We start from the raw sequence: 15,734 nt of genomic DNA, 5'->3' as shown, positions 1-15,734 counted from the left end.
CGGGCGGCTCTGTGATGGCGGAGACCCCGGCCGAGGAGGCGCGCGGCAGCCCCGCAGGCCGAGTCGAGGAGGCGGGCTGCCGGCCCCCGCAGACCGACCAGTCCCCCGAGCGGGTGACTCCGAACCATCCTCATGACCACCACAGCGAGCGCGATCCGCGAGGGAGTGACGACGGCGTCCCTCGAGCGGGCGTGGGAGATCGGGACCCCGATGACGCCGGTCGGGTTCTACCCGCGCTCCGGCCCCCTGCCCGCCGTCGTCGCCGTCCACGGACAGACGGGCCCCTGGGACGCCCCGGGCCAGACCCGCCGACTCGAGCTCTCGGGCGGCGGCCAGCTCGTCGAGACGCTCGTGACCGTGGCACGTCCGGCGTTGTTCGTCTACGAGCTGACCGACTTCCGCGGCCCGCTCCGTTCGCTCGTCGAGCGCGGCCGCGCCGAGTGGTGGTACGAGCCCCTCGACCGGCACGACGAGGAGGGCTCCGGCACCCGCGTCTGCTGGCAGTACTCGTTCGACGCGAAGCCCGGCCGCGGGCTGCTGGTGCGTGCCGTGGTCCGGCTGCTGTGGGGGCCGTACATGACGAAGGTCCTCGGGGGCGTGACCGCCGAGATCGACCGGGTCGCCGCCTCCTCGGGTCAGGCCCCGGGGGTCGAGAGCCCTACCGCCTGAAGCTTGCAGGGACCGCAGCTTCACAGCACTGTCGGGGCTGCTTGGGGGCACGCTGACAGCGCTGGCGACCTTACTGTCGATCAGTACCCCCTCGCCACTCGTGCGCAGGGCCCGCTGCCTCACAGCCCGACCTCTGCGGAGAGACCTCCCGTGAACATCACCACGACCACCTGGCTCGTCACCATCGGCGTGACGATCGCCTTCTTCGTCTACGAGTTCTTCACGCACGTGCGGAAGCCGCATGAGCCCACGATCGGCGAGTCGGCCCGCTGGTCGGCCTTCTACATCGGCCTCGCGCTGCTGTTCGGCGTCGGCATCGGCTTCACGAGCGGCTGGGGCTTCGGCGGCGAGTACTTCGCCGGCTACCTGACCGAGAAGGCGCTGTCGATCGACAACCTCTTCGTGTTCCTGCTGATCATGACCGGGTTCGCCATCCCGCGGATGTACCAGCAGAAGGTGCTGATGATCGGCATCGTCATCGCCCTCATCATGCGCGCCGGCTTCATCGCCGCCGGTGCCGCGCTGATCGAGAACTTCTCGTGGGTCTTCTACATCTTCGGCGCGCTGCTCTTCGTGCTGGCCTACCAGCAGCTCAAGGGCGACCACGGCGGCAACGCGGCCGACAACATGTTCGTGCGCGTCGCGCGGCGCGTGCTGCCGGTGCACGACGACTTCAACGGCGACAAGTTCACCGTCAAGATCTCGGGCAAGCGCTTCGTCACGCCGCTGCTGCTCTGCGTCATCGCGATCGGCTTCGTCGACCTCGTCTTCGCGCTCGACTCGATCCCCGCGATCTACGGCCTCACCAACGAGGCGTACATCGTCTTCACGGCCAACGCGTTCGCGCTGATGGGCCTGCGTCAGCTGTACTTCCTGATCGGCGGGCTGCTCGAGCGCCTCGTCTACCTGTCGCAGGGCCTCGCGGTCATCCTGGCCTTCATCGGCGTCAAGCTCGTCTTCCACGCCCTGCACGTCAACGAGGTGCCCTTCATCAACGGCGGCGAGCCGCTGCTCTGGGTGCCCGAGATCCCGATCTGGCTGTCGCTGCTCTTCATCGGCGCGACGATCACGGTCGCGACCGTGGCTAGCCTCGCCAAGACCCGCGGCGACGCCGAGAAGAAGAAGCGCGAGACCGTCGAGGGCGAGCCGATCACGCACGCGCACGACTCCTCCGCCTCGAAGAAGGACGACAGCGCGGCGCACTAGCCCGCACCGCTCGGCCTCCCCCGCACCGCCGCAGAGCGCCGCGTCCCCGTCTCGGGGACACGGCGCTCTGCCGTGTCCGGGCCGCCGCCTCCTCGTCTCGGGGATGCGGCGCTCTGCTGTGTCCGGGCCGCCGCCTCCTTCAGCTGTCATCCACGCGCGAAGCAGGCACACCTCCGCGACAGCGACAAGGCGACGCGATGTTCCGCGGAGGTTCGTCGCTTTTGAGTCGCCTCACGTCGAGAGCGCGCGGCTGGCATCGCGAAGAAGTGCGTTCCGCGGCCTCCCCACCCCGCCCCTACCCCCGCTGGCCGTGCCCGTCATTGGAGAGTGATCCGTGCCGCGCGATCCGCAGCTGCCCGGTCGCGCCGCCGCGCCGAGCAGGATCTGTCTCGGTTTGGGCTCGCCGGAGGCCGAACGCCCGCAAATTCCGACTGACACGCCCGGGATGCACCTCCCCACGCGGCGTGTCGGCGGCGATCAGTCGGCATTTGCGGAACAGGACGGGTTGCCGACACCCGTCGTCGCAGATAAGGTAAGGCACACCTAACACGGCGATCACCCGTGAGAGCCCCCGAGCCGCACAGCACCGGCAAGAGGGGCTGTCCGTCGACGCGGCACGCGCTCGGCGTGCCCTCCCGACACCGGGCGATCCGTCGTGCCCGCAGCACATCCGTCACGCCTCCCGCAGCCGTGGCACGCGCCGCGGCAGGTCCGCACCGCCTCGCCCCACCTCCCTCTGCCCCACCTCCGGAAGGCCCCCATGTCCCGCACCTCGCGCCTCCTCGCCCTGAGCGCCGCCTCCGTCCTCGCACTCGGCCTGACCGCCTGCTCGACCGGAGCCGGCACCGGCACCGACGGCGGCAGCAGCACCGACGGCGCCGCAGGCGGCGGCGACTTCACGCCCGTCACGATCGAGCACGCGCTCGGCACGACGACCATCGACGAGAAGCCCGAGCGGATCGCCACGGTGAACTGGGCCAACCAGGAGGTGCCCCTCGCGCTGGGCGTCGTCCCGGTCGGCATGGCGCGTGCTGACTTCGGCGACGACGACGGCGACGGCATCCTGCCGTGGGTCAGCGAGAAGCTCGACGAGCTCGGCGGCGAGGCCCCCGTGCTGTTCGACGAGACCGACGGGGTCGACTTCGAGGCCGTGGCCGACACCGAGCCCGACGTGATCCTGGCCGCGTACTCCGGCTTGACGCAGGAGGACTACGACACGCTGAGCGAGATCGCTCCCGTCGTCGCCTACCCCGAGACCGCGTGGGGCACCTCCTGGCGCGACATGATCGCGTTCAACAGCCAGGGCATGGGCATGGCGGCCGAGGGCGAGCAGCTCGTCGCGGACCTCGAGGGCGAGATCGCGGAGGTCGCCGACGTGCACCCCGAGCTGACCGACTCCACCGCGATGTTCCTCACGCACGTCGACACGACCGACCTCAGCGAGGTCAGCTTCTACACGACGCACGACACCCGCGTGCAGTTCTTCGACGACCTCGGCCTGCAGCAGCCCGCGAGCATCCAGGAGGCGTCCGACTCGACCGACCTGTTCTCGCTCACGCAGAGCGCCGAGACGGCCGACACGTTCGACGACGTCGACGTGATCGTCACGTACGGCGACGACGAGCTCGTCCAGACCCTCGAGGGCGACCCCGTCCTGTCGCAGATGCCGGCCGTCGCCAACAAGGCCATCGTCGCCCTGCCGAGCACCGGCCCGCTGGGCACCGCCGCGAACCCGACGCCCCTGTCGATCTCGTGGATCCTCGCCGAGTACGCCGACCTCCTCGCCGAGGCGTCGCAGAAGTAACGGGCAGCCAGCACCAGCGTGAGCCTCACCACCACCTCCGGGACCGCCTCGGACGTCGCCGCCGTGCGCCGTCCGAGGCGTCTCCGTGCCGCGTGGCTGCTCGCGCTGCTGGGCGTGCTCGTCGTCGTCATGGTGCTGTCGCTGACGATCGGCTCGCGCTCGGTGTCGCTCGACGACGTGCTGGCAGCACTGGGAGGCGCGACGGACGGATTCGACCGCGCCTCCGTCGCGAAGCGGATCCCTCGCACCCTGCTCGCGGTCGCCGCCGGAGCCGCCCTCGCCGTCGCCGGGGCCGTGATGCAGGGGGTGACGCGCAACCCGCTGGCCGACCCTGGCATCCTCGGGGTCACGACGGGCGCCTCCTTGGCGGTCGTCACCGGCCTCGCGTTCTTCGGCCTGAGCGCTGCGACCAGCATCGTCTGGGTCGCCATCGTCGGCGCCGCCGCGACGGCCCTGTTCGTCTACACGGTCGGGTCGCTCGGACGAGGAGGCGCCACTCCCCTCAAGCTGGCGCTGGCCGGAGCCGCGACCTCGGCCGCACTCGCCTCGTTCATCACCGCCGTCGCGCTGCCCCGCGGCGACATCTCGGCGAACATCCGCTCGTGGCAGATCGGCGGCGTGGGCGGCGGCACGTTCTCGAGCCTCGGCCAGGTGCTGCCCTTCCTCGCTGTCGGGCTCGTCGTCTGCCTGCTCTCGGCCAAGGCGCTCAACTCGCTGGCCCTCGGCGACGAGCTCGCGGCCGGTCTCGGCGAGCGCGTCGCCGTCGTCCGCGGCCTCTCGGCCCTCGGCGCCGTGGTGCTCTGCGGGGCGGCGACCGCCGTCACCGGCCCGATCGGCTTCGTGGGCCTCGTCGTGCCGCACGCCTGCCGCCTGCTGACCGGCGTCGACCACCGCTGGCTGCTGCCGTTCTCGGCCGTCGGGGGCGCGGTGCTGCTCACCGCCGCCGACGTCGTGGGACGCGTCGTCGCCCGGCCCGCCGAGATCGACGTGGGGATCGTCACGGCCCTGATCGGGGCTCCCTTCTTCATCTGGATCGTCCGGCGCGCGAAGCTGAGGGCGCTGTGAGCGGCGCGGACGTGCGCTCCGCGAGGGGCGCCTCCTCGCCTGCCGGGGTCGACGCAGCCCGCGAGGCGAGCACGGCCCGCACGGCGCGCATCGCGAGCGTCGCCTCCGACGTCGCCCGCGGCCGCGCCCGTCGCGGTCGCCGCCGCCGCGCCGTGATCGGCCTGCTGGCCGCCGCCGTGCTGCTCGTCTTCGTGCTCACCCTGATGGTCGGGCGCACCTTCTACGGGCCCGGCGACGTGCTCGGCGTGGTCCTCGGTCAGGACGTGCCGGGCGCCTCCTTCACCGTCGGCCGTCTGCGCCTGCCGCGGGCCGTGCTCGCGATCGCCGCCGGGCTCTGCTTCGGCCTGGGCGGCGTGACGTTCCAGACGATGCTGCGCAACCCGCTCGCGAGCCCCGACATCATCGGCATCAGCTCGGGCGCCAGCGCCGCCGCCGCGTTCGCCATCGTGACCCTGTCGCTCGACGACGCGCAGGTCTCGGCCTTCGCGATCGCCGCCGGGCTCGCCGTCGCGGTGCTCGTGTACCTGTTGTCGAAGAAGGGCGGCGTCGCGGGCACGCGGCTCGTGCTCGTCGGGATCGGCGTCGCCGCGATGCTCGACAGCCTCACGGCGTACGTGCTGTCGGGCGCGGCGCAGTGGGACCTGCAGGAGGCGCTGCGCTGGTTGACGGGGAGCCTCAACGGCACGAGCTGGCCGCAGGTCGTCCCGGTGCTGGTCGCGCTCGTCGTGCTGACGCCCGTGCTGCTCTCGCGGTCGCGCGACCTCTCGGTCACGCAGCTCGGCGACGACACGGCCGCGGCGCTCGGGGTGCGGGTCGACCGCACGCGGCTGGTCGTCATCCTCGCGGCGGTCGGGCTCATCTCGTTCGCGACCGCGGCCTGCGGGCCGATCGCGTTCGTCGCCTTCCTGGCGGGGCCGATCGCGGCGCGGATCGTCGGTCCGCACGGCTCGCTGCTCGTGCCGTCGGCACTCGTCGGGGCGCTGCTCGTGCTCGTGGCCGACGTCGTGGGGCAGTTCGCGCTCGGCACGCGGTTCCCCGTCGGGGTCGTCACCGGGGTGCTCGGCGCCCCCTACCTGATCCATCTCATCGTCCGCACCAACCGTGCCGGAGGCTCGTTGTGACAACCGACCACTCGCTCGTCGCCCGACGACTCACGCTCGGCTACGGCGACCGCGTCGTCGTCGACGACCTCGACCTCGTCGTGCCGCCCGGGCGCATCACCGCGATCGTCGGGGCGAACGCCTGCGGCAAGTCGACGCTGCTGCGCTCGATGTCACGGCTGCTGAAGCCGCGCGCGGGGCAGGTCGTGCTCGACGGGGCCGAGGTGCACCGGACGCCCGCGCGGCAGCTGGCCCGCACACTCGGCCTGCTGCCCCAGTCGCCCGTCGCGCCCGAGGGGATCACGGTCGCGGACCTGGTCGGCCGGGGGCGGCACCCGCACCAGGGCCTGCTCTCGCGCTGGAGCTCCGCCGACGACCTCGCCGTCGCCGAGGCGCTCGAGGCGACCGAGACCACCGGGCTCGCCGACCGCTCGGTCGACGAGCTCTCGGGCGGCCAGCGCCAGCGGGTCTGGATCGCGATGGCGCTCGCACAGCAGACCGACGTGCTGCTGCTCGACGAGCCGACGACGTTCCTCGACGTGAGCCACCAGGTGGAGGTGCTCGACCTGCTGACGGACCTGAACCGGTCGCGCGGGACGACCGTCGTGATGGTGCTGCACGACCTCAACCTGGCCGCGCGCTACGCCGACCACCTCGTCGCGCTGGCCGGCGGCCGGGTGCACGCCGCGGGCACCCCGCACGAGGTGCTCACCGAGGACTGCGTCCGCGCCGTCTTCGGCCTCGACAGCCGGGTCGTCGCCGACCCGACCACGGGCGCGCCGATGATGCTGCCGCTCGGCCGGCACCACGTCGTCGACGAGGACCCGGTCCGTCGCTCGTCCGCGTCCGCGCCCGAGCCCAAGCCCTAGGAGGCGCGGGCAAGTCCCGCACATGCCGGCCGGGGTCGGGAACGCGCATCCGTCGATCCTGGGTCTTGTCAGAAGCCGGAGGATGCGGAAAAATCATCCCCGTCAGGCCCGGACCCCGCCTGCTCCAGCTCGTCTGTCGGACCCGACCCGACGTCGAGACGCACGGGGGCTCGGCGCCCTGGACCAGCCGAGCCCCCAGGCCCCCGGATCCCCGGGCCCCGGCACCGGCCCCCGCGACTAGCGGCTGATCGTCTTGCCGACGGCGACGCCGACGAGCACCGCGGCCACGACCGTGACGACGGGCCGACGCCGTGCGTTCCGTCGGACGAAGGCCGCGACGCCTGCGCCCTCGTCGTCCGTGTCGAGCGAGCCGACCGTGCGGTCGACGACGTCCGAGGTGGCGCGGCCGGCCTTGTCGGCGAACCGCTCACCCCGGTCCTGGGCGCGGTCCAGCACCTCGGACGCCGCCTCCTTCGCCTTCTGCACCAGCCGGTCGGTGCCGCTCGGCCGGTCGGTGCTGCCGCTGCCGCCGTCCGTGCTGCCGTCGCCGTCACGGTCGCCGGAGGCGGCATAGCGGCGCTCGGCCTCGTCGAGGGCGCGGCTGGCGGCGCGCTTGGCCTTGTCGCTGAAGGACTCGCTCATGGGTGTCTCCTCGTCTGCCTGCTCTTCGCGGGCGTCTGTGCTGGGGTGTCTGTGCGGGGGTGTCACGGTGTGTGCGGGGGACGTCGCGGCGGGTGCCGTGCGTGTCGCCGAGATCGTAGGCGCGGGTCAGCGCCGACGTGTCAGCCCTTGCGGGCAGGCCGGCGGAGGAGGCGGTGGGCCACCCCCGCGACGACGGCGCCCACCAGGGGCGCGACGATGAACGCCCACACCTGGCCGAGCGCGTCGGGCCCGGCGACGACGGCCGCGGCGATCGAGCGGGCGGGGTTCACCGAGGTGTTGCTCACCGGGATGCTGACCAGGTGGATCAGGGTCAGCGTGAGGCCGATCGCGACGGGCGCGAGGGCGGCGTACTCCTTCTTCGCGGTCACGGAGAGGATGACGCCGACGAAGACCGCGGTGAGCACGACCTCGATCAGCAGCACCGCGCCGAGGCCGTAGCCGCCGGGCGAGAGCGCGCCGAACCCGTTGGAGGCGAAGCCCGACTCGCGAGCGGCGGCGAAGGCACCGGAGGGTCCGTCGGCCACGACCGCAGCGACGACTCCCGCGCCGGCGAGGCCGCCGACGACCTGGGCGACGACGTAGCCGGGCACGTGGCGCCACTCGGTGCGTCCGGCGATGGCGAAGCCGACCGTGACGGCGGGGTTGAAGTGCCCGCCCGAGATGTGGCAGACGGCGTAGATGCCGCCCATCACGCTCAGGCCGAAGGCGAGCGCGACGCCGAGGAACCCGACGCCGACCGCGTTGCCGTCGTCGGGGAACGACGAGGCGAGCACGGCGGTGCCGACGCCGCCGAGCACGAGGAGGAACGCGCCGAGGGCCTCGGAGGCGTAGCGGGCGCCGCTCGACCAGGTCTCGGCGTGCTGGGTGCGCTGCTCGGAGGTCGAGCGGCTGACGGGGGTCTGACGTGCCATGGGTCCGGTTCTCTCAGGTGTGGTGATGCTGTCGGGTGTTCTCGTGGGCGTGAGCTCAGTCGCGCGCGGGCTGAGCCTCGCTGCGCCGTGACCCGAGCTCGGCGATCGTGTCCTTCGGGACGGGCGGGACGCCGCGTCCCAGCGCCGAGATGCCGACCTTGAGGACGACGGCCGAGGCGATCGCGAAGACGCCGAAGGCGATCAGCGTCGCGGCCCAGAGCGGCAGCGCCACGGCGAGGGCGGCCACGGCGACAGCCGCGAGAAGCCCGACGGTGACGAGGGCGAGCACGGCGCCGACCCCCACGAGGACGAGTCCCGCCCGCGCGCTCCTGGCACGGTCGGCGACCTCGGCCTTGGCCTTGCCGATCTCGCCGCGCACGGCCTTGACGATCGGCTCGATCGCGCGGCTGCCCAGCTGGTCTGCCCGGCTGCTCAGCTGGTCGCGCAGGCGCGGTCCGGTGCGGCCCTCGTCGACGCGCTCGTCGGCGGTGTCCTTCTCGGTGCTGCCCTTGTCGGCGCTGCCCTTGTCGCTCACGGGTTCCTCCTGGTCTCGGCCCCGCTCCTCCGCGATCTCCCCGGGGGAGGCGCGGTGCAGGACTCCCCATCAAGTCGTGTCCCGCTCCCCTCCCGTCACGCACCTCCGGCTGGCTCCCAGCTTCGCTCGGCCCGGCACTCGTCCCCCGGCCAGCGCGCCCGTCGGTGCTCGCTCGTCGTACGCCCGAGACTCCCTCTTCCTACGGGACCGGCGCCGCACCTCCTCGGGGTCCAGGCTGGGACGCGGCCGGGACCCGGCCGCCGACGAGAGGAACAGGACATGGCCGAGACGGCTGAGCTGCTGCACGTGGTGCTGGCGGAGTGGAACGACGGGGTCGACGCGACCGAGCAGGCCTCGACGCTGTCGGACGAGCACCTGACGACGATCGACGGCGTCCTGTCCGTCTCGAGCGGCCCCACGGTCAGCGGCGAGGGCCTCGAGGGAGGCTTCCACTGGATGCTCGTGGTCCGCTTCCGCGACCGTGCCGCCCTCGACGCGTACCTTCCGCACCCCGAGCACCTGCCGGTCGCGGGGTTCCTGCGCGACTCGGCCGCGCGGGTCGTCGTCTTCGACATCGCGGCGTAGGGCGCAGACGGCCCGGGGGCGCCGCCGCCCCGGGCGCGTCGCCGTCCCTAGACTCGGCGCATGCCTTTCGACGAGTGGTACGACGACGACACCCGCGCGGCGGCGACGGCGCGGGTCCTCGAGCGGAGGGCGACGAAGCCGGGCGACCGCAACGTGCTCACGGTGGTCGCCGACGAGTTCGGCATCCCGCAGCAGACGCTGCGCGCCTGGGTCGAGGAGGCGGCGCCCGAGCCCGAGAAGCCGGCCCGGAAGCCGCGCCCCAAGTTCTCGCAGGTCGTGACGACGCGCATCGAGCCGGCACCCGAGGTCATGCCGGACGGGGACGTCGAGCCTGACGAAGAACACCAGTCGAAGCCGAAGCCGGAGCCGGAGGCGGACGCCGAGCCGGACCACGAAGCCGGACCGGACGTCGAGACCCAGCCCGCATCTCCTGCCCCGCCCCCCGTCGCTGCCCGCGCTCCGGTGCCGCACACTGACGAGATCGCCGCCCTCGAGGCGGAGGTCGCGGCGCTGCGAGCCGGCAACCGCGTGCTCACGGAGGCCATGCGCGTCCTGCTCGACCCTTGACGCCCTGCCCTCTCTCCTCATTCAGGAACATGGGTCCTGAGTCGCGCAACTCAGGTCCCGTGCGTCCTGATCTGTGCACGACTCAGGACCCGTGCGCTGCCGATTCCTGAATGCTGCCGCGGCTGGTCAGCTTGAGGTAACGGTCAGGTAACGCACCAAACCCATCCAGCGACCGTGGCGAACCCCTGTCAACTCCCCACCGGGAACCACAGACAAGGAGAACCATCGTGAACATCTCACGCAAGACCATCACCAAGTCCGCCTTCGGCATCGTCGCCTCCGGCGCCCTCATCTTCAGCCTCGCCGCGTGCTCCTCCGGCGACGCCGGCTCGACCTCGTCGTCGTCCGCTGCCCCGTCGTCCTCCTCGTCGGCCGCGTCCACCGAGCCCCTGGCCTCGCTCCCCGACCTCAGCAAGGGAGTCGACACCCAGGTCGCCGTCGACGCGTCCTTCGTCGACGCCCTCGGCACCCTCGGCCTCACCCCCGGAGTCGTCGGCACCGCCGGCTTCACCGACGGCACCTTCTCCTTCCCCATCACCGGCGGCAACGTCGACTACTACGACCCCGCCAGCGACGTCCGCCCCTACGTCCAGGGCGAGATCGACCACGACGGCTCCGGCCTGTCGCTGACCGCGGCCGACGGCACCGTCGTCGAGCTCACCGACTTCCGCATCGACCCGGGCGAGAGCAAGCTCTACGGCACCGTCACCGCCAACGGCACCGTCGCAGCAGAAGACGCCTACCTCTTCAACCTCTACGGCGGCACCCTGAAGCCCCTCCAGATGGAAGGCACCAACGCCGTCCTCGAGGGCACCACCGTGCACATCAGCCCCGACGCCGCCGCACTGCTGAACCAGACCTTCAACACCGACGCCGTCCAGGACGAGATGCTCGTCGGCGTCGCGAAGATCACCGTCGCCACCGAGTAACTCTCTCCCGCACGGTGTCGACCGCGCCGGTGCTGCGCCGTACCTCGTAGGGCCGGCATCCCGGTGGAACCCCATCCCGCTACGTGAGCGGGATGGGGTTTTTCCGTGCCCGCCGGAGAAACACCCTCCCCGGGACGAAACACCCCCGGGCCCACGGGTGTTTCGTCCCCTGAAGGGTGTTTCTCGGGCACTCACCGTCCGGCGACCTCAAGGCTCGATACTGGTTCCATGAGCGAGACGGCGGGTCATCCCGGCCGCGCCCTGCGTCGGCACCTGCGGACGACGTCGTGTCCCGACTGCGACCACCCTTGGGAGGAGCATGCCGGGTCGGCGGACGACGCACCGGCGACCTGCAGCGAGTGCCGGTACGAAGCCGACCACGACCAGGTCGTCGACGGTCGGCCGCTGTGCCGCAACACCGTCCCCGCGGCCGTGGTGGCGCCTCCTCCCCTCGGGGACGATCAGCCGTAGGTCACGCGTTGGGCGCCGCCGCCGCCGAACGGCGTCGTCGGAGGAGGCGCACGGCCACCGTGCCCGCCACCCAGATGCCCATGAGGGCGACGAAGGCGACCCATGTCGGCGCGCCGAGACGGTCGACGACGAGCCAGATCAGGGCGCCGCCGCCGAAGACCAGCAGCAGGTTGGTCACGACCTCCTTCACGGACGGCCACGGCGACGGGGGCTCGACGACCTCACGGACCTCGACGGGGCGAGGTCTCGGCAGGTCTTCCTCGTCGCTCATGGTCTGAGGATGGCAGACGTCTCGACACATCGGTCGGATCCGAGGAGGCGGTCATCACGTCCACGAGGAAACTCGATCTGCGGGCCGGCGGTCCGAGGCACCATGATCGGGTCATGAGGACGAAGGACATGTGCCCGGCGACCGCGGTCGTCCTCCTGCTGCCACTGGCCGGCTGCGCCGCACCTGCGCCGACGCCCACGTCGACGAGCGTGGCCGCACCCACCGCAGCCACCGCAGCCGACGAACTCACGGCCACCAGCACGGTTCTCGACCGGGGCGATGAAGACGGGCCGATGCTTTGCCTCGGCCTGGTCGGAGAGTCGTATCCCCCGACGTGCTCCGGGCCTCAGGTGGTCGGCTGGGACTGGGCGACCGTCGACGGGGAACGAGCGGTCTCCGGTGTCACCTGGGGCGACTTCGACGTCGTCGGCACGTGGGACGGCAGGGCTCTGACCCTGACCCGACCGCCGACGCTCGCAGTGGACTCCGCGGAGGCGGTCGATCCCGTTCCCCCTCTCCCACCGGCCGACCCGGCCAAGGCGCCGCAGGTCGATCAGGCCCTGACGGACTACGTCGAGGGAACCACGTCAGATGCGGGGACCCTCACCGCCGGCGAGCAAGCCGGACGACTCCACGTCACGGTCGCGTTCGACGACGGAACGCTGCAGCGGCAAGCCGACGAGCGCTACGGCTCCGACGTCGTCGTCATCATCTCGGCTCTGAAGCCGGTCTGACCGTCATGGGTCACGGGTCAGCGGTCAGCGGTCAGCGGTCACGGTCGACGCGGTCGACGCGTTCACCGGCGCCCGCCGGGATGCGGAAAGTGAAGCGCGCTCCGTGCGGCCGCACATTCGCGACGTCGATGCTGCCCCCGTGCAGCTCGACGATCCGTCGGGTGATGGTCAGGCCGAGGCCGTGGCCTGGCCCGTCGCGCCTGCGTGACCGGTCCGCCCGCCAGAGGCGGTCGAACACAGAGGCGAGGTCCTCCTCTCGGATGCCGACCCCGTCGTCCTCGACGTCGACCTGCACGGCGCCGTCCCCGAGCAGGAGGCTGACGACCACCGTGCTCGGGCGACCGTGCACGAGGGCGTTGTCGAGCAGGTTGCCTACGACCTGTCGCATGAGCACGGGATCCGCGACGACGACCGCGCGGAGCGGCCCCCGGTAGTCGACCACCGGCCGCTGCAGCCGCCGCGCGTCGACGGCCTCGCGCAGCAACGCCGCGAGGTCGACCTCCTGCGGCTGCAGCCTCAGCTCGCCCGCGTCGCTCGACGCGACCGTCCGCAGGTCCTCGACGAGGCGCTCGAGGTGCAGGGCCTCGCGCCCGATCACCCTGACGACCTCGTCCTTGTCCGAGACCACCCCGTCGTCCCAGGCCTCGGCCCAGCCTCGGATGTTCGTCAGGGGGGTCCTGAGGTCGTGGGCGATGTCGGCCGTCAGCTGGTCGCGCTGCTGCCGCGCCTGCTCGAGACCGTCGGCGAGCTGGTTGACCGCGCTCCCGAGTCGGGAGATCTCGTCCTGCCCCGACTCCGTCGCGCGGGCAGCGTGCTGCCCTGCCGTGAGTCGTTCGGTGACCAGCTGCAGGCGACGGATGCGACGGACCGCCTGGCCGCTCGCGACGAGCACCAGGGCGCCGCTGAGAGCGACGAGCCCGATGACGACCGCCGCGATCCGCGCGAGCGAGTCGGTGGTCAGCGAGTCCAGCGACGGCCGGGCGCCGTCGACCGGCGAGCTGACCAGGTAGGCGCGGGGCGGGACGAGGTCCTCGTTGATCGTCGTCCAGGCCCGCGTGACGCAGCTCCTCGTCCGCTGCAGCGTCTCCAGCGGGATCGCCTCGTCGCCTCCCACGACGCGCAGCGAGATCCCCTCCGCGGCACCGGGCGACACCAGGTCGAGCTGGACCGCGCTGACGGGCGTGATCGACTGGACGGCGAGGCACTCGTTGGTCTGCGCGGTGAGCAGGTCGAGGGCCGCCTGCTCCGGGCCGAGCGGCGCCGTGTAGGCCGCGGTCTCGCAGCCGGGCGGGAACGCGCCCGAGACGACAGCCCGGCCGCTCGGCCAGAGCGAGACCGACGACGACGGCAGCCCTGCGCAGGCGGCCACGGCCTCCGCCGCGACGCGGGACGACCGTGCCTGCGACTCGTCGAGCACCAGCGCGCCCGCGACCGTCGTGCTGATCGGGCTCAGCGTGTCGGCGAAGGTCTCCGAGAGCGGATCGACGGGCGCGCCGGGCAGCTCGGGCACGGCCCGCGTCGGGTCGGTGTCGGCGATGGTCCGCCCGTCGACGTCGAGGAGGACGAGGCGCCGATCGAACCGGTCGCCGAGCCGGTCGAGCTCGGTCCCGACGTCCTGCCAGCTCTGCTCCCGGCCTGCCCAGCTCCGCACCTCGGCCACGATGTCCTGGTCGATGCGGGCGTCCTGGTCGATCTGGACGGCGTCCCTGCGGGTGACCGCCGTCGAGACGATCCACGTCGTGCCCGCGATCGAGAGGGTGACGATGACGATGCCGATCGCGAGGAAGCGGGCGAGCAGGCTACGACGCACGGGGGCCCGTCTCCCCGGTCGCGGAGAAGCGGTACCCGACGCCGTAGACGGTCTCGATGCCGCAGGGCGCCTCCGGGTCGAGCTCGAGCTTCGCCCTGATGTTCTTCACGTGCGCGTCGATGGTCCGCTCCGTGATGTAGCGGCCGTCCCCGTGCAGGGCGACGAGCAGCTGCCCCCGGCTGAGCACGCTGCCCGCGGCGGACATCAGCGCCCTCAGCAGGTCGAACTCGGCACGCGTGAGGTCCACGAGCCGGCCGGAGGTCCGTGTCTCGCGCCGTGCCGGGTCGAGGGCGATCGCCCCGGCGCGGAGCACGCCGTCCACACGCTGGGGAGCGCTCCGCCGCAGCAGGGCCCGGACCCGGGCGAGCAGCTCGCGCGGGCTGTACGGCTTCGTGAGGTAGTCGTCCGCGCCGTGGTCGAGGCCCAGCAGCAGGTCGTTCTCGGCCACGCGGGCGGTGACCATCAGGATCGGCAGCTCCGCCCCCTCCTCACGGAGGCGGGTGCTGACCTGCAGGCCGTCGAGGCCCGGCAGCATCACGTCGAGCACCAACAAGGAGGCGCGACCGTCCTTCACGCGCTCGATCGCGCGAACGCCGTCAGACACCACCTCGACCTCGTGCCCCTCACGTTCGAGGTAGCGCCGGAGCAGCTCCCCCTGCAGTTCGTCGTCCTCTGCCACCACGATCTTCGCCACGAGGCAACGCTAGGGGGCCGTGTGGCCCGGCATCTCACCGCGGCGGCTCTTCTCATCGAACCGGCACGGCGAGCGCACAGGTCCTTCACACTCCTGCTCGACGCTGGGATCTCCCCAACCGAAAGGACCGCAATGTCCCTCACCAAGATCAGCACCGTCGTCGGCGGCGCCCTCGTCCTCGGAGGCGCCGCCGTCGCGGGCCTCTCGATGTCCGCCCAGGCCGCCGAGGCTCCTGCGACCAGCGCGACCAGTGCAACCAGCGCGGCGAGCACCCAGGCTCAGGTCTCGTCGACGACGTCGGCCGGCACGGCGGCGAACGAGGTCACCACGGCCCTCGACGCCGCGGCCGTCCAGGAGTACGGCACCCCCGCCAGGGAGTCGCTCGCCTACCTCGCCGCGGCCGACCCGGCCAACGACCTGTACCTCCGCTGCATCGCCGACCGCACGGGGCCGGCGGCCACGACCTCGACGGGCACCGCGACCACGGAGACCACGGACTCGTCGTCGCTGACGCGGCCCGCGACCGCGGCCGAGACGGCCGTCGGCGAGCAGGCCGAGGCGTTCTGCGCCCCGCTCGAGCCGGCACCGCCCTGGGAGCTCGACCGCAGCAACCCCGAGGCGGCCACCTTCGCCGCCGACGTCGTGGACCGTCTGGAGGCCGCGGGCGTCACCGAGGTGGCAGTCGCTCCTGACGACGGCGGTGACCGCGTGGGCATCGAGTTCGGCGGCGCCGCCAACGACGCCTCCTCGATCTCGAAGGGCATGGAGCTCCTGCCCTCGATCGCGCTCGAGGTCGCCCGGGGCTGAGTCCCGGCTCCTCCGCCGCACCCCCGCAGGGCCGTCACCGAGAC

Annotated in this window: 17 protein-coding genes; 11 read left to right on the top strand and 6 right to left on the bottom strand. The window is 72.4% G+C overall.

The genetic code is table 11. The features are described from left to right. Positions 1-132 precede the first annotated feature (132 nt). From JOE35_RS01295 to JOE35_RS01270, 6 genes are all read left to right on the top strand, one after another. Positions 133-669: an SRPBCC family protein gene (locus JOE35_RS01295; RefSeq protein ID WP_209559470.1), complete on the top strand. Its 537-nt coding sequence runs from the start codon at positions 133-135 to the stop codon at positions 667-669. A gap of 150 nt (positions 670-819) precedes the next feature. Beyond that, on the top strand, positions 820-1,875 hold the full coding sequence (locus tag JOE35_RS01290) for a TerC family protein (RefSeq protein WP_209559469.1): 1,056 nt from the start codon (positions 820-822) through the stop codon (positions 1,873-1,875). Between the two features lie 760 nt (positions 1,876-2,635). Then, positions 2,636-3,679 carry an iron-siderophore ABC transporter substrate-binding protein gene (locus tag JOE35_RS01285; RefSeq protein ID WP_209559468.1) on the top strand — a complete coding sequence of 348 codons (1,044 nt, stop codon included), beginning with the start codon at positions 2,636-2,638 and terminating at the stop codon, positions 3,677-3,679. An 18-nt stretch (positions 3,680-3,697) separates the two neighbouring features. Beyond that, positions 3,698-4,744, top strand: a complete 1,047-nt coding sequence (locus JOE35_RS01280) for an iron ABC transporter permease (protein ID WP_307802889.1) — start codon at positions 3,698-3,700, stop codon at positions 4,742-4,744. 89 nt (positions 4,745-4,833) lie between these two features. Further along, complete coding sequence (locus JOE35_RS01275; RefSeq protein ID WP_374099717.1) at positions 4,834-5,865, top strand: FecCD family ABC transporter permease; 1,032 nt, start codon at positions 4,834-4,836, stop codon at positions 5,863-5,865. Then, a complete protein-coding gene (locus JOE35_RS01270; protein ID WP_209559466.1) occupies positions 5,862-6,713 on the top strand; it encodes an ABC transporter ATP-binding protein in 852 nt (283 codons plus the stop codon). The genes JOE35_RS01275 and JOE35_RS01270 overlap by 4 nt, the downstream gene beginning before the upstream one ends. Before the next feature lie 237 nt (positions 6,714-6,950). Here the strand turns inward: JOE35_RS01270 and JOE35_RS01265 are convergent, their stop codons facing one another. The 3 genes from JOE35_RS01265 to JOE35_RS01255 all read right to left on the bottom strand — a co-directional run bounded on the left by JOE35_RS01265 (position 6,951) and on the right by JOE35_RS01255 (position 8,822). Continuing rightward, complete coding sequence (locus JOE35_RS01265) at positions 6,951-7,355, bottom strand: hypothetical protein (RefSeq protein WP_209559465.1); 405 nt, start codon at positions 7,353-7,355, stop codon at positions 6,951-6,953. Positions 7,356-7,495: 140 nt separating this feature from the next. Then, the gene (aqpZ, locus tag JOE35_RS01260) at positions 7,496-8,287 is read right to left on the bottom strand and encodes an aquaporin Z (RefSeq protein ID WP_209559464.1); all 792 of its coding nucleotides are present in this window, start codon (positions 8,285-8,287) and stop codon (positions 7,496-7,498) included. Positions 8,288-8,342: 55 nt separating this feature from the next. Continuing rightward, positions 8,343-8,822, bottom strand: a complete 480-nt coding sequence (locus JOE35_RS01255) for a phage holin family protein (RefSeq protein ID WP_307802886.1) — start codon at positions 8,820-8,822, stop codon at positions 8,343-8,345. Positions 8,823-9,101: 279 nt separating this feature from the next. On the opposite strand from JOE35_RS01255, the gene JOE35_RS01250 reads away from it, so the two are divergent. The 3 genes from JOE35_RS01250 to JOE35_RS01240 all read left to right on the top strand — a co-directional run bounded on the left by JOE35_RS01250 (position 9,102) and on the right by JOE35_RS01240 (position 10,903). Beyond that, positions 9,102-9,407 carry a Dabb family protein gene (locus tag JOE35_RS01250; protein ID WP_209559463.1) on the top strand — a complete coding sequence of 102 codons (306 nt, stop codon included), beginning with the start codon at positions 9,102-9,104 and terminating at the stop codon, positions 9,405-9,407. A gap of 60 nt (positions 9,408-9,467) precedes the next feature. Beyond that, entirely contained in the window at positions 9,468-9,974 is a 507-nt protein-coding gene (locus JOE35_RS01245) for a hypothetical protein (RefSeq protein ID WP_209559462.1), read from the top strand. Between the two features lie 227 nt (positions 9,975-10,201). Next, on the top strand, positions 10,202-10,903 hold the full coding sequence (locus JOE35_RS01240; RefSeq protein WP_245186014.1) for a hypothetical protein: 702 nt from the start codon (positions 10,202-10,204) through the stop codon (positions 10,901-10,903). 472 nt (positions 10,904-11,375) lie between these two features. Here JOE35_RS01240 and JOE35_RS01235 read toward each other — a convergent pair whose 3' ends face one another. After that, positions 11,376-11,645 carry a hypothetical protein gene (locus tag JOE35_RS01235; RefSeq protein WP_209559461.1) on the bottom strand — a complete coding sequence of 90 codons (270 nt, stop codon included), beginning with the start codon at positions 11,643-11,645 and terminating at the stop codon, positions 11,376-11,378. A gap of 209 nt (positions 11,646-11,854) precedes the next feature. Here JOE35_RS01235 and JOE35_RS01230 point away from each other — a divergent pair, with 209 nt between their 5' ends. Beyond that, positions 11,855-12,379 carry a hypothetical protein gene (locus JOE35_RS01230; RefSeq protein WP_209559460.1) on the top strand — a complete coding sequence of 175 codons (525 nt, stop codon included), beginning with the start codon at positions 11,855-11,857 and terminating at the stop codon, positions 12,377-12,379. A gap of 31 nt (positions 12,380-12,410) precedes the next feature. Here JOE35_RS01230 and JOE35_RS15965 read toward each other — a convergent pair whose 3' ends face one another. Both JOE35_RS15965 and JOE35_RS15960 read right to left on the bottom strand, forming a co-directional pair. Continuing rightward, complete coding sequence (locus tag JOE35_RS15965) at positions 12,411-14,189, bottom strand: cell wall metabolism sensor histidine kinase WalK (protein ID WP_209559459.1); 1,779 nt, start codon at positions 14,187-14,189, stop codon at positions 12,411-12,413. After that, positions 14,179-14,883, bottom strand: coding sequence for a response regulator transcription factor (locus tag JOE35_RS15960; RefSeq protein WP_209559458.1), 705 nt, complete (start codon positions 14,881-14,883; stop codon positions 14,179-14,181). Before JOE35_RS15960 ends, JOE35_RS15965 begins: the two co-directional genes overlap by 11 nt. 132 nt (positions 14,884-15,015) lie before the next feature. On the opposite strand from JOE35_RS15960, the gene JOE35_RS01215 reads away from it, so the two are divergent. Further along, positions 15,016-15,690, top strand: coding sequence for a hypothetical protein (locus JOE35_RS01215; protein WP_209559457.1), 675 nt, complete (start codon positions 15,016-15,018; stop codon positions 15,688-15,690). Positions 15,691-15,734: the final 44 nt, after the last annotated feature.

It is taken from the genome of Frigoribacterium sp. PvP032, assembly GCF_017833035.1.
Classification (GTDB): Bacteria; Actinomycetota; Actinomycetes; order Actinomycetales; family Microbacteriaceae; genus Frigoribacterium.
The sequence above is the reverse complement of the archived record's forward strand: the minus strand, read 5'-3'. Positions and strand labels throughout refer to the sequence as shown.